Raw genomic sequence first — 13,275 nt, forward strand, 5'->3', positions numbered from 1 at the left:
GGGTCGGACCGGATCAGCTCCGTTCGCGGCTGCGGGCCCGGTGGTTGGCGACGCTGACGCGGTTGCCGCAGAGGTCGGGCATGCAGTAGCGGCTTCCGGCACGGCTGGTGTCGACGAAGACGCCGTCGCAGTCCGGTGCTGCGCATGCCGGAACCGGTCGTGGCCGAGAGCCTGCAGGGCGCCGAGCAGGCAGGTCCCACACACTGCGGCCAGTTCGTCGGCCAGCGACGCGTGCGGTGCGGTTTCGGCGTGCCATTGCCACCGGCCGTCGGGGTCGCGGCACAGCCGGGGCCTGGTTCCCGCCCGGGCGGCCAGTTCGTCGGCGTGGCGGGCGTGGACCTGCTTCAGGTCGTCGCTGTTCTTGGTCGCGCCCGGCCGGAGGCCGTGCTCGGCGAGAAACCGGTCCAGGGCCGCCCACCAGCGACTTCGCTCGGTTTCGTTCTCGCATCTCACGTTTGGCGGGCACCACGCGTCTACGAGGCGGAAGAGAGGGGACGCAAGTGAGCACATCGCCGCCGAGGCCGGGGCCCGGCCGGTCGCCGCGGGCGGGGCATTCCGGCACTCTCGTGGGGACCGGCGATCTCACCGCGACTGCCTCGAACACGTCTTCAGCGGGATGGACATGCAACTGCCTTTCGAGCACCTAGTCGCGCGGCACGGTGCCACCGTGCTGCGCGTCTGCCGGGTCGTCCTCGGCCCGCACGACGCGGACGACGCGTGGTCGGAGACCTTTCTCTCCGCCATGCGCGCCTATCCCGACCTGCCGGAAACGGCGAACGTCGAGGCGTGGCTCGTGACGATCGCGCACCGCAAGACCGTCGACGTGCTGCGTGCGGCCAAGCGGAATCCGCTGCCCGTCGGCGAGATCCCGGACGAGCCGGGGGACGTCCCCGACCCGGAAGAACGCGAACTGTGGGCCGCGGTGCGCGGTCTCCCGGACAAGCAGCGGCAAGCCGTCGCCTACCGCTACGTCGCCGGGCTGCCGTACGCCGAGATCGCGGAGATCCTCGGCGGGAGCACCGACGCCTCGCGCAGAGCCGTCGCCGACGGCATCAAGAACCTCAGAAAGAACCGTACGGGCGCGATCGCGAGAGGAGCATCGTCATGAACGGCATCCGAAACGACGACGACCTGGTCGCGCTGCTGTCTCCGTCCGTGGACGCCGATCTCCTCGACCGTCTGCACCGCCGTCTGGAACGGGAGGCCGAGCGATCCGGCCTCGTCGACGTCGCCTACTCCACTGTGGACTCGCCGGTCGGCGAACTGCTGCTCGCCGCGACGCCGGCGGGCCTGGTCCGGGTGGCGTTCGCCAGCGAGGACCACGACCGGGTGCTGGAGACCCTCGGCCAGAAGCTGAGCCCGCGCATCCTGCGCGCGCCGAAGCGGCTGGACGAGGCCGCGCGGGAGATCGGCGAGTATTTCGCCCGGAACCGCCGGACGTTCGACGTGCCCTTGGACCTGTCTCTGTCGCGCGGTTTCCGGCGGCTCGTGCAGACGCATCTGCCCGAAATCGGCTACGGCGAGACGCGGAGCTATCGGGACGTGGCCGAACTCGTCGGCAGCCCGAAGGCCGTCCGCGCGGTCGGCACCGCCTGCGCGACCAACCCGCTGCCGATCGTCGTCCCCTGCCATCGCGTGCTGCGTTCCGACGGCACGCCCGGCGGGTACATCGGCGGGATCGAAGCCAAGACCGCGCTGTTGAACCTGGAGGCGGCATGAACACCGCGCGGCAAACGGCCGACCGCTGGCGCGACCGCGTCGAGGCAGGCGACTGGGAAGCGATCACCGCCGAGATCAACGAATACGGCGGCGCGCTGCTGCCGCGGTTGCTGGCCCCGGAGGAGACCGAGGAGATCAGAGAGCTGTACGGGCGGGACGAGTTGTTCCGCAGCACGGTCGACATGGGACGGCACCGGTTCGGCCGGGGCGAGTACCGGTACTTCCGCACGCCGTATCCGGAACCGGTCGAGCGGCTCAAACAGGCGCTGTATCCGCGACTTCTGCCGATCGCCCGCGACTGGTGGGCGAAACTCGGCCGTCCCGCGCCGTGGCCGGACACACTCGACGAGTGGCTCCGCAGGTGCCACGACGCGGGCCAGCCGAAACCGACCGCGATCCTGCTCCGCTACGCCGAGAAGGACTGGAACGCCCTGCACCGCGACCTGTACGGCGACCTGGTGTTCCCGCTGCAGGTCGTGATCAACCTGAACGAGCCGGGCGTCGACCATACCGGCGGGGAATTCCTGCTGCTGGAACAGCGTCCGCGCGCCCAGTCCCGGGGCACGGCGACCCTGCTGCCGCACGGGCACGGCTATCTGTTCACCACCCGCGACCGGCCGGTCGAATCCGCCAGGGGCTGGTCGGCCGCGCCGGTCCGGCACGGGGTGTCCGCCATCAGGTCGGGCGAGCGGCACACCCTGGCGCTCGTTTTCCACGACGCGGCATGACCAAGACCTACACGGTGCTCGGACCGGACGGCCGCCGCTGCCAGTCTCGCGCCAAGGGACGGTGGGGCGGCCACCGCGCTTTGCGGATCTACGGACGGCTCGACTGTCCGTCCGCGCTGCGGGCGATCGCCTCCGGCGGCTACGTCCGGCAGCGGGTCTTCTTCGCCGACGAGGCCGCCGCCGCAGCAGCCGGTTTCCGCCCGTGCGCGCGCTGCTGCGGACGCCAGTACCGGAAATGGAAAACCGCGCGGGAGAACGGCGAACCATGGAAACCCTGACCAGCCCCTTGCTGACCAGGCCGGCGTCGCACGACTCGGACCTGGCCGCCACCGAAGCCGAGGTCGAAGCCCTTGTCCGGCTCGCCCGCGCCCGCGGCGCCAGAGACATCGCGATCGGCTCCGGCCGCACCGAGCGCGCCGCCGAGGCCGCGCGCTCGGTCGCATCCGCCTGGGAGCGGGCGGGCGGCCGGACTCTCGCCTCGGTCTCCTGGCCCGAGACCGGGGCGTCCTGGCTGCGCCCCGCGTCGCGATTCGCCGCGGCGGGCCCCGATCTGTGGATCATGACCGGACCGGCGACCGGCTGGGCGCAGATGACCCGGCGGCTCCTGTGGTCCACCCGCTGGAGCCCGGCCCGCACCCTGGCGACGGCCGCGATCGGCGATCCGCGCACCCTCGTCCTCGTCGGCCTCGCCCACCTGGACGGCCTGGCCGGAGCCACCGGGGGAGGCGCTTCGTGGCGGGTGACGCACGGCGTCGTCGCGGGAGCCGCCCGGCCCGCTGCCGACCCGGCGTGACCATTCCGGCCGAGGACACGCCCACGCGGTTCGGCGAAATCCCCGGCAAGTCTGCCGAATCGGCTGCTCTCTCGAAAGAACAACCCCGGCGCGGATCCGCTTTCGTCGGGCTGCGCTGAGTCGGGACAGCCCAGCAGCCGCATCCGAAGCGGTCGTGGAGCGAGCGGCGGAGGCTGTCTCCGCGGATGACGAGTTGGCAGCGGAGGTGACGGTGACTCACGACTACGCGCGGAGTGTCCCCGGCTGCGGAAACCGCGGGTCGCCTCGACGTGGTCGCGGAAGTGAACTGAGTGCAGGGCCGTGGCCGGTGCGCCACCGTGACGGGCGGCAAGACGAGGGTGTGATCGGACAGCGGGGGAGAGGCAACCCGGCGAAGCCCCGGCTGCGGCACGGCGCTTTGCCACTCGATCGGAGCAGGACCTGCTCCAATTCGGGACACCTTCCGGAATGCGCATCTCGAACCCGAGCCGATCACGCGCGCGCACCTGAGTTCCGCAGCGAACTCGATCGAAGAGCCAGGTGCGGAGCGATATCTCCCGGGTCTCCGCGAAGCGGCAAGCGAAGGGCTCGATCTGATGAATCCCGGCCGGATAAAGGGAAGTCGATCGATGTGTTGCTCGGTAGTCGACGGGCACTCGGACGGATGCATTCAATGGCATTCGTGGCAATGGCCTTTCCCTGACCTCTCTCGGGAGAGGACGATGTTTAAACGCGGCGCTCAGGCGTGGGCGGACCTCACATCGCGGAGAGGTGTTGTCATGAAATAGATCACTGCGCTTGCCCCGGCGGCGGCGGGAACGCTCCCGGCAGGGCAAGCCGTGTCGGCCGTGGCCACCGCTTTCTCCGGGTTGCTCCGCTGCCTCGCGAAACTGTGCAGAAACCGGCGCTTGCGTCGAATGCGAGAAAATCGAAAGTCGCGCCGCATGATCAGATGCCTTGCCGCATTCGCCCGCCGGCAAGTGCGGCTTCGCTGTTGGCGTCAAGTTTATTACGCCGGAAGATGCCGCTGGCGAGGTCGACCGCATTGTGGTCGCAGATCGATCGTGGTCGCCTGCGGCTGAATAGGCTCAGCCCTGGGTCCCTGACGAAGCTCAAATCGTAGTTTTCCGCGATTCCGCCCTTTCCGGCGAAAAGGCGCCGATGCGGTGGCGGAACTGGCGGGCAGTACCACGAACAGCTGTGCCCCGTCGCCCGACGACAGCCCTGATTGGAGCAGCAGAACCCTTTTTCCAACCGTCAACTCATCGCGCGGTGCAGCACTTGACCCGTGGACAAGGAGCAGTCATGACCGAAACCAGCCAACCCCAATTGAGCCGAGAGGCCGTCGACATCGCGCTGTGGCAGATGTCATTCCCCGAGTTGGACGCCGCCGCGAGGTCGGTTCTCAAGGAGTTCGACCCGGACAGCAACGCCCAGGGGGTGGGCAACAAGGCGGCGGGGGACGGCAGTTTGCTGCCCGATCTGGGGCCGTTGTCGAAGTTCGGCTCGTGGGAGTCCGTCGGCAGCACCATCGTGCACCGGGCGGTGACCCTCAGCGGCTTCAACCCGGGAAGCGAGAAGTTCGACCCGGTCGCCTGGAGCATTTTCCTCCAGAAATTCTCCACGATTCCGTTCTTCCTGACTTACACCTTCGACAACCGCGACGCGTCCATCAGCAAGACCTCGTTGAAAAAGGCCGTCGACGCAGTGGCGGACCTGGTGCAGAACATCATGACGCCGGAGAACTTCCAAGGCATCGTGACGACTATCCAGAAGATCGGCCAGCTGGCGCTCGAGAACGAGGGGAGGAAACAGAAGAACTCCAATCAGCAGGTCGGGGTCCTGTCGCGCCATCAAAGCACGCTTTATCTCGGAGCTGTCCGGACCGCGTTGGAAATGGAGTACAAATCGGGCAAGGGGTACGAGCAGCTGAACCAGAGCATCTACGTCTACCGCGGCTACGGCGTGCTCGACTTCGAAAAGTGCAAGCGCCACGCCGACACGCTGCTCAAGTGGGACGGCCAGGACGTGGACGACTGGGAGAAGGACACGGCCAGCGCCCCGATGCCGCCCAACGACAGTCCCGCCTGGAACCAGTAAGCCGGTTCGAGGTCTTCCCGCGTTCCGCCGGGCTCCCGGGGGTTGCCGCCCCGGGAGCCCGCCACCCCAGGAAGGTCCCATGCGCTCTCCGGAAACGCTGCCTCGCGAGGGAACGACGGCCTCGACCTTCGCCCAGGTCCTCGCCGAGAACCTCGGTCGCCCGGGCGACGGCTGCACCTTTATCCGGGAGGACGGGCACGAGCACTCCGTGAGCTGGTCGGAGCTGTCGCGGGAGGCTCTGCGCCGGGGGCGGCAACTGCTCCGGAGCGGCCTGCGCAAGGGCGACCGCATCGCGCTCATCGTCCCGGGGCAGGAGGACTTCGTCCTCGCCTTCCTGAGCGCGGTCTCGGTCGGCGTCATCCCGGTCCCGATGTCCCCGCCCATGGGCCTCAGTAAGTTCGAGGCGTACTGCGAGGACTCCGCCCACATCCTCCGCACGGCAGGAGTCCGCACGCTCCTGCTGCCCCGAAGCCTGGCAGGCCTGCTGAACCCGCTCCTGCACGCGGTCGAGGGCCTGCAGGTCCTCGACCCGGAGGAGTTCTTCGCCGAGCCCCTGCCGGTCGGCGCGCCCGAGCCCGAGGCGATCCTCCCTGCGGACGTGATGTTCTTGCAGTTCACCTCGGGGAGCACGGCGGCGCCCAAAGGCGTGCGGGTCACGCACGCCAACGTGGTCGCCAACTGCGCGGCCATCATCGGAGCCCTTCGGCTCGAGCGCGAGCGAGACCGGGGCGTGAGCTGGTTGCCGATGTACCACGACATGGGGCTCGTCGGTTTCGTGCTGGCACCGCTGATGGCGCGCTGCCCGGTGACCTTCCTCCCGACGCTGCGCTTCGCGCTCTCGCCGAGGCTCTGGCTGGAAACGGTGAGCCGCCACCGCGCGACGGTGACCTTCGCGCCCAACTTCGGTTTGGCGCTGGCCGTCAAGAACACCCCGGCCGAGGAGCTGCAGCGGCTGGATCTGTCCTGTCTGAGAGTCGTGGGCTGCGGAGCCGAGCCCAACCACCCCGAGACGCTGCGGTCCTTCGCGGCGCACTTCGCGCCGGCGGGGCTGCGGCTGGGGACGCTGGTGCCGTGTTACGGCATGGCGGAGGCGACGCTCGCGATCTCGTTCGGCGAGATCGGAGTTCCGGTCGCCCCGGACGTCATCCAGAAGGAGCCCTACCACGCGAGCGGCCTGGCGCGGCCCGCCTCGGAGGCTCCCGGCGAACAGGTGGCGTTCGTGCCCTGCGGACGTCCCGTCGCGGGCCACCGAATCCTCGTCGTGGACGACAAGGGAAATCCGCTCCCGGAGCGGCACATCGGCGAGGTGGTCTTCCAGGGGCCGAGCGTGGCCGCGGGCTATCACGCCGACGCGGAGGCGACTCGCCGGAGCTTCACAGCGGACGGCCTGCGCACGGGGGATTGCGGATACCTGGCGGACGGCGTCCTCCACGTGACGAGCCGCGAGAAGGACCTGCTGATCGTCAACGGGCGCAATCACGACCCTCAGACGGTGGAGTGGACCGCGGCCGAGGTGCCCGGCTTGCGCAAGGGCAACGTGGTGGCCTTCACCCGGCCTGGCCGGGCGACCGAGGAGGTGGTGATCGTCGCCGAACTCCGCGAGGGCGACGCCGCCGTGGTGGCGCGGCGGGTCCGCGGCCGCATCCAGAGGGAGCTGGCCCTGCCCGTGGCGGAGGTCCTTCTGGTGGCGCCGGGGGAACTGCCCAAGACATCCAGCGGCAAGGTGCGGCGGAGCAAGACCCGGGAGCAATACCTCCAGGGAGTTCTCCGCGGCGGAGCGCTCTCCCCAGCGAACTGAACATCCTTCGAGAGGAGCAATCATGGACACCCGCCTGAATCCCCGAGAGCGAGAGCAGCTGTACTACCTGATCCGCGAGAAGCTGGAACTCGGCGGCGCGGAACTCGACGACACCACCATGGTGAGAGAGCTGCCCGGGGTCGACTCCGTGAAGCTCCTCAGCCTGGTGGGCGCGGTCGAACTGGGCTTCCAGGTCAACCTGGGCTTCGAAGCCATTCCCCTGGCGCAGACGGTGCACGACATCGAGCAGTTGATCTGCGAGTCGCGCGAGCGGTACGCCACGCGAGCGTCGTGAGCCGACCGTGCGCACTTCGAACGAAGAGCAGTCGCGACGGGAAGCGTTCGAGATCGCCATCTGGGCGGAGGGCAAGCCGAAGCTCCCGCCAGAGGTGCTGGCGAAGCTCGATCAGCTGGCCTCCGACGGGCGCGACCAGGAGACAGCGGTCGGCAACGCCTGCGGCGGGGACAACAGCGGGTTTCCCGGCCTCGGGCCGCTGGCGTCCTTCGGCTCGTGGCAGTCCGTGGCCGCCACCATCATGCGCAAGACCGCGGACTCCGCCGGCTTCAACCAGTCGTCCACGGCATTCGATCTCTTCCGGTGGATCGTCTTCGGAACCCAGTTCACCACGATGCCGTTCCTCTCCGGCATCACGGGCGACAGCCGCAGCGTCTCCATCTCGTCCCTCTCCCTGTCGCCGGCCATTTCGGCGGTGACCCAGCTGGTGGGAGAACTGGTGACACCGGACACGCTCGCCGGCATCGTCAACTCCCTCAAGAAGATCGGCCAACTGGCGGTCGAGAACAAGGGGCTGCGGGAGAAGAACAGCAATGTGCACCAGGGAGTCCTGACCGCGGTCAACGGGAACCTGCGCCTCGGGCGGCTCCAGACCGCGGTGCAGATGGAGTACCGGACGGGAAAGGGATACCAGCAGCTCAATCAGCAGATCACGGTCAGCCGTCTTTTCGGGACTCTCGACTACGCCATGTGCATCCGGAACGCCGAGATACTCCTCGCTTGGGACAGGCAGGACTTGCACGACTGGCTGAAGGGCGCTTCCAGCTCTCCTTATCCTCCTAACCACAGCCCCGCCTGGGGCAACTGAGCCGCGGTGACGGAGCAGCGATGCGGGAGGGGCGACACGGCTGGCCTTCGGGGAGAGGGTGACCGGCACGACTGCAGCCGTGGCCGAGTGGACTCCGGTGGTGCGCTGCGGCGACGGAGCCTGGATTGGAATCCTGCCTGGCGGCCTGATCGGCGTAGTCGTTGAAGCGGAGGGGATGGGCGATCCCGGAGGCCTCTGGGGTCGTTCCTATGTAGCCGTTCCGGAGAGGCTGATCGAGCTTGCCGTCGGATCGGCCTGGAATTCCGGACGCGCCTATTGGATGTGGCTCGCCGTTCCCTGGGGCATCAAGATGGCGCGGCTGCCCCGTTTCGACCGTGAATTTCCGGGAAACTCGGAGGCGGGATGGAGGATGCGGAGGCCGTGCATTCGGCTCTGCGGGATCGCGCCCGACGTGGCACAGCGCTAACCCCGTAGCCGATCAGGCGGCGTCCAGGTGGCCGAGCAGGTCGATTCGTCTGTGACGGCAGCACGCTCGCGGAGCAGGTGCACAACGGTTCCGCCGCGACCACCTGGGATTGGGCACCCGGCGGACGGCAGCCGGTGAGCCAGACCCAGCGCGACCGCGGGCAGGAATGGGTCGACCGGCAGTTCTACTCGATTGTCACCGACCTCGATCGGCACCGCGGCCGAACTTTCGGCAACCAGCAACCGGAAAGCCTGGACGCCGAGCGGGAAGTGATGCGCCGCAACGGGGTCACGCCGACGACCCCCGGCACGTCCGAATTCGATGCGATGATCAACTCGGGAGACGGGCAGCTCAAGTGGGTGGTCACCGACAGCGGAGAGCTGCGCGTCGCGCCGCACACGGTGAACGGCGGTGAAATCAGCCACGCCGCCATCGCGGACGGCGGCCGCGTCCGCGCGGCCGGCCAGGCGAACGTCGCGGGCGGCTCCGACGCCGGCTGCTTCGGTCTCGAGATCGACAACCACAGCGGTCACTGCTTCCACGGGGTGGCGCACGACGGGGACGCGGTGATCCAGGAGGGCGTCGACGCGTTCGGCCGCTACGGTGTCCCGGACACCTGGGAGAGGAGCCCGGTCGGTGGAGGCTGACGAACTCGACGCGCTGAGGTTCGCGGACCCGGCGGACCGGCGTGCCGGGCTGCCGGCCCTGCGGCCTCCGGACGGCGGAACGAACTGGTGGCTCGGCGTGGTCCAGCACGTCACGCTGGGCGCGACCGGCCCCGGAACGCCCGAGGCGGAGCGGCGGGCGTGGGCGGAGCTGGCCCTGGAGGCCTTGGAGACCGCACTCGAGACCGGCGGCCTGGACGCCCGCGAGGGGGCGACCCGGGAAGCGAGGCTGTGCCTTGCCCTGGCCCCCGCAGACCGGCCGCGGAGCCTGCGGCCGGACCAGGTCGCCCGTCGTTGCCTGACTCTCGCCGGGATCTCACCGGCCGAGGTCGCCGCGACGCCCTGGTCGTTGCGGGCCGAGGACGTACCGGTGATGCGGAAGCTGCGCCGGGTCCGCATCCTGGTCGTTCCCGCGCTGGAACTGGCGGAGCAGGTCGAGGACGAAGAGTTGCGCGGTGAACTCGCCGAGTGGCGCGACATCGCTCCGACTCTGCCCTGACCCGGACCAGGCCCGGAGTCCTGGGCTGAACTGCGGCGGGTGGCGTCCCCGCACCCCGCGCCGCGGATCGGCTGTCCCTTCGACAGCCAGGCGGCCCGAGCCATGGCGACGACCGGCCACAGTGGACACAACGTCGCCAGCGTCCGGTTCTATGCCAGCACATCGTCCCGCTGCTGCGCGCACGTGGCGTTGGCAACCTGGTGCGCCGACTGGGAGCCTCCGCTGTGCCGGAACTACCCGCTGCGACGTCAGCTGGATTCCCAGTCCGCCGTGCGGAATGCGGCTTAGCCCGCGTATACCTCGTATATCACGCGCGACAGGGTGCGCCTTCGACCTTGTGCGCGAGGTAGCGCAGCGGCCGGGTTCCTCGTATTCGATCAGCGGCAGACATGGGATGTCAGGTGCACACCTTGGTCTGGTGTGCGCCGAACTTGGCCTGGGCAGTGGTGAATTGCCCGCCGTACCGCGGTGACAGCTGCTGGACGACGTGCAGCCGAGATACGACTGCGCGGAGTGGCGGGCCTGCTCGACCTGGGGCGGGGGCTGCGGAGTCTCGCTGGTCGGGCTGGACTGGACCAGTTGCCCGTTGAGGCATGGCTGTTCGAAGGTGACCTCGCGGCCACCGAATCGGTGTCGTTCGAGAACGCGGTGTTCTCCAGGTCGGCTGAGCAGGCAACGCTGGTTCTGATCGCCGCGATCCGGTCTGGTTCCGGGTGGTTCGCACCCGGCGCCGGTTCGCCGAAGCGGGCCGGATTAATCGGGAATAATCGCTGCGCCGTTTGCCGGAAGAAGATGCAATGACCATTTCGAGCGATCGGCGTAAAACGGCATCAGCGCGTTGCGGGTCATCCCATATCGCCGGTCCGGTTGACTGATAGGTCCGGGACTATTGATCGCGCTCGGCACCTCGGACGTTCTCCCGTGTTTCCGGCGACGTCATCCAGTGTTCGCCGGAAGAGATCAACGCTCCTCGGATTGTGATGAGCACCACAAGGGGTGAGAGGGGCGGTGCACGGGCAAAACGACCACGTGAAAGGGATTCGAGCGACGAAGCGGGCAATTCCTGGCGGCGAGGCAATCCGTCCTGTAGTCGTCTTATGTCCGATCTAGCCGGTATTACCGAGGGTAGTTTACCGTCTTCTTGCCTTTGTTCTGCATTTAGCGGGCGAGGCGGCCGAATTCCGTCGCCGCGGACTCGTCGGGGGATCTGCGCGAATGCCGTGGCAGAGCGCTTTCCCTGCTTCGTGCGCGGCGGCTTCCGCGTATTTCAAGCGGGGGAGACTGCGTTTGCAGGGTTGACGGCCGTTTATATTCGCGGCGTAGGATCGGAGGCGATCAGGGAGTCTGGGGGTACAGGCGCCTGCTCCGGCGGAATCTGGGCGGTCCGCCGGATGTGGTGGTGTGCAGTCAATCGATGGTCGACGACCGGGCGCGACGACGCGCCGGCGCCCTTCGATCGACATCGCGGCGCGAGCGACGAGGAGCTGGGGACAATGGACATCGATCCGGGCATCGATCCGCCGAACGGCATATCGACGATCACCGTGGATCGCGTCATCGACGTGGCGCGCAGCGCGCCCGGCGGCGAAGTGTCGGCCGCGGACATCGCGGATTCGACCGGGATGAGCGTGGTCACGGCTCGGCGCTACGTGCGCTACCTGGCGCAGATCGGCTCGTTGCGCGTGTCGTGCCGCTACGGGAAAGTCGGCGCGCCGGAACGGGTTTACCGGTTGGCCGCCGGGCTCGGCGAGGACCGGGCGGGCTCGCCCAAATCGGCGTGAGCGCCCGGACGCGGGCGCCGCTCCGGCAGCGGCGCCCGCGTCCGGTCAGCCGAGTTCGTCCAGCAGGCCGGCGATGGTGTCGAGCGCACTCTGGTCCAGCCGGGCCAGCGGGAAATCGGCCGGCGTCCAGCCGGCGCCGCCGCGCGAGATCTCCTCGCGCAGGCGGGTCAGGAATGCTTCGGCCAGGGCCTGCACGGTGTCCCGCGCGTGCACGGCAGGGCAGTAGGTCCAGTCCACCCGCAGGCGGCCGCCGGCGACGACGGCGGTGAGGTCCAGCAGGTACGGCCGGACGCCGGCCGGGTCCGCGGACGGGCCCGGATCTTCCGGGGCGGTGTCGAACAGGGCATCGGCGCCCGGGTCGGCGACGAGCTGGCCGTGGTAGTTGAGCCGGACCCACGGTTCCGGCGATGCCCGCAACGGGGCGGCCGCGGGGTCGGTTCCATAGCGCAGCAGGCCGTATCCGACGCCGTTGGCGGGTATTTCGGCGAGAGACTGCTTGACGGACCGTGCGGTGACGCCGGTGTCGAGCGCCACCGGGTGGATGGTGGTGAACCACCCGACGGTCCGGGACACGTCGAGGTCTTCGGCCAGTGCGTCCCGGCCGTGGCTTTCGATGTCGACGACGACCCGCGGCGCGCCGGACCACTCGGTGAGCGTCTGGCCCAGCGCGGCCAGGATCAGCGCGGGGGCCGAGACAGCCCCGGTCGAACGCACGAGATCGCGGGAGGTCGCCTCGTCCGCGGTCACGGTGACAGTCGCGGAATTGCCGTAGGTGTTCTCGTCGGAGCGCGGCGGCGGGGCGGGCTGGCCGGCGAGAATGTCCGTCCAGAGCGGGATTTCCGCGGTGTGGCGGTCTTCCTCTTCGGCGAGCCGCCGCGCCCAGGCGCGGTACGAGGCGGTCTTGGGCGGCAGCCGCACCGCGGTTCCGGCCGCCGCTTGGTGATACGCGGTGACCAGGTCGGCGATCAGGACGCGCCAGGACACACCGTCGACGCCGAGATGGTGCGCGACCAGCAGCAGCCGGTGCCCGTCGTCGCCGAGATCGGCGAGCAGGGCGCGGAACAAGCAGCCGGAGGCGAGGTCGAGCGAGCTTTGGGTTTGCCCGGCGATCCTCTCGAACGCGCTGCGCCGATCGGCCGCGGGCAGGTCGGCCAATCGGACGGCGACGAGCGGATCGGCGGAGGCCGGCAGCGGGCCGGCGAGCTCGAGTTCGTCGCCGCGGACCCGGATGCGCAGAGCGTCGTGGTGGTCGATCAAAGCGCGCAGCGCGATCCGCAGCGGTTCCGGGTCGAGCGGTTGTTTCAGTGCCACCAGGACTTCCTGGTTGTAGTGGTGGCGGGCAGACAGCCGCTGCGCGAGGAAGCGTCGCTGGATCGGCGTGGGCGTCAGCGCGCCGGTGACCGGGCCCTGCTCCGCGCCGTTCGCGCCGGCGTCCACCGCTGCGGCCACACCCGCCAGTTCGCCGACCGTCGGGTGCTGGAACAGCAGTTTCGGAGTGACCGCGAGGCCCGCCTTGGCGGCGCGCGACATGACCTGGATGCCCAGGATGGAGTCGCCGCCCAACGCGAAGAAGTTGTCGTCGCGGCCGACCCGCTCGACGCGGAGGACCTGCTGCCAGATATCGGCCAGCGTTACCTCGGCTGGGGTGCGGGGCGGCTGGTAGGCGACTGCGCGGGGCTCGGG

At 69.2% G+C, this 13,275-nt stretch carries 16 protein-coding genes; 14 read left to right on the forward strand and 2 right to left on the reverse strand.

The window, feature by feature from the left end; all coding sequences use genetic code 11:
* Positions 1 to 13: 13 nt before the first annotated feature.
* Positions 14 to 256 (reverse strand): CGNR zinc finger domain-containing protein, encoded by a 243-nt coding sequence (locus D0D37_RS47745; RefSeq protein ID WP_244223342.1) that lies wholly within the window; start codon positions 254 to 256, stop codon positions 14 to 16.
* Between D0D37_RS47745 and D0D37_RS47750 the strand changes: the two genes are divergently transcribed.
* The 14 genes from D0D37_RS47750 to D0D37_RS01995 all read left to right on the forward strand — a co-directional run bounded on the left by D0D37_RS47750 (position 145) and on the right by D0D37_RS01995 (position 11,592).
* Positions 145 to 504, forward strand: a complete 360-nt coding sequence (locus D0D37_RS47750) for a hypothetical protein (RefSeq protein ID WP_244223346.1) — start codon at positions 145 to 147, stop codon at positions 502 to 504. The genes D0D37_RS47745 and D0D37_RS47750 overlap by 112 nt on opposite strands.
* Positions 505 to 622: 118 nt before the next feature.
* Positions 623 to 1,108 (forward strand): RNA polymerase sigma factor, encoded by a 486-nt coding sequence (locus D0D37_RS01930; RefSeq protein WP_116198762.1) that lies wholly within the window; start codon positions 623 to 625, stop codon positions 1,106 to 1,108.
* Positions 1,105 to 1,719, forward strand: coding sequence for a methylated-DNA--[protein]-cysteine S-methyltransferase (locus tag D0D37_RS01935; protein ID WP_116198743.1), 615 nt, complete (start codon positions 1,105 to 1,107; stop codon positions 1,717 to 1,719). The genes D0D37_RS01930 and D0D37_RS01935 overlap by 4 nt, the downstream gene beginning before the upstream one ends.
* Positions 1,716 to 2,447: a 2OG-Fe(II) oxygenase gene (locus D0D37_RS01940; RefSeq protein WP_116198744.1), complete on the forward strand. Its 732-nt coding sequence runs from the start codon at positions 1,716 to 1,718 to the stop codon at positions 2,445 to 2,447. Before D0D37_RS01935 ends, D0D37_RS01940 begins: the two co-directional genes overlap by 4 nt.
* Positions 2,444 to 2,725 (forward strand): Ada metal-binding domain-containing protein, encoded by a 282-nt coding sequence (locus D0D37_RS01945; protein ID WP_116198745.1) that lies wholly within the window; start codon positions 2,444 to 2,446, stop codon positions 2,723 to 2,725. Before D0D37_RS01940 ends, D0D37_RS01945 begins: the two co-directional genes overlap by 4 nt.
* Complete coding sequence (locus D0D37_RS01950) at positions 2,713 to 3,240, forward strand: type 1 periplasmic-binding domain-containing protein (protein ID WP_116198746.1); 528 nt, start codon at positions 2,713 to 2,715, stop codon at positions 3,238 to 3,240. Before D0D37_RS01945 ends, D0D37_RS01950 begins: the two co-directional genes overlap by 13 nt.
* 1,284 nt (positions 3,241 to 4,524) lie before the next feature.
* Positions 4,525 to 5,319 (forward strand): hypothetical protein, encoded by a 795-nt coding sequence (locus tag D0D37_RS01955; protein ID WP_116198747.1) that lies wholly within the window; start codon positions 4,525 to 4,527, stop codon positions 5,317 to 5,319.
* 79 nt (positions 5,320 to 5,398) lie between these two features.
* Entirely contained in the window at positions 5,399 to 7,117 is a 1,719-nt protein-coding gene (locus D0D37_RS01960) for a fatty acyl-AMP ligase (RefSeq protein WP_116198748.1), read from the forward strand.
* 22 nt (positions 7,118 to 7,139) lie between these two features.
* Complete coding sequence (locus D0D37_RS01965; protein WP_116198749.1) at positions 7,140 to 7,412, forward strand: acyl carrier protein; 273 nt, start codon at positions 7,140 to 7,142, stop codon at positions 7,410 to 7,412.
* A gap of 7 nt (positions 7,413 to 7,419) precedes the next feature.
* Positions 7,420 to 8,220, forward strand: coding sequence for a hypothetical protein (locus D0D37_RS01970; protein WP_116198750.1), 801 nt, complete (start codon positions 7,420 to 7,422; stop codon positions 8,218 to 8,220).
* A 504-nt stretch (positions 8,221 to 8,724) separates the two neighbouring features.
* A complete protein-coding gene (locus tag D0D37_RS01980) occupies positions 8,725 to 9,294 on the forward strand; it encodes a hypothetical protein (RefSeq protein ID WP_116198752.1) in 570 nt (189 codons plus the stop codon).
* Complete coding sequence (locus D0D37_RS01985) at positions 9,284 to 9,811, forward strand: hypothetical protein (protein WP_116198753.1); 528 nt, start codon at positions 9,284 to 9,286, stop codon at positions 9,809 to 9,811. Before D0D37_RS01980 ends, D0D37_RS01985 begins: the two co-directional genes overlap by 11 nt.
* A gap of 513 nt (positions 9,812 to 10,324) precedes the next feature.
* Positions 10,325 to 10,612, forward strand: a complete 288-nt coding sequence (locus D0D37_RS46425; protein WP_162834041.1) for a hypothetical protein — start codon at positions 10,325 to 10,327, stop codon at positions 10,610 to 10,612.
* Positions 10,613 to 11,304: 692 nt separating this feature from the next.
* A complete protein-coding gene (locus D0D37_RS01995; RefSeq protein ID WP_116198755.1) occupies positions 11,305 to 11,592 on the forward strand; it encodes a response regulator in 288 nt (95 codons plus the stop codon).
* Positions 11,593 to 11,637: 45 nt separating this feature from the next.
* Here D0D37_RS01995 and D0D37_RS02000 read toward each other — a convergent pair.
* On the reverse strand, positions 11,638 to 13,275 hold a 1,638-nt coding region (locus D0D37_RS02000; protein WP_244223343.1), incomplete at its 5' end, for a condensation domain-containing protein.

The sequence above is a fragment of the Amycolatopsis circi genome, assembly GCF_003385235.1.
Taxonomy (GTDB): domain Bacteria; phylum Actinomycetota; class Actinomycetes; order Mycobacteriales; family Pseudonocardiaceae; genus Amycolatopsis; species Amycolatopsis circi.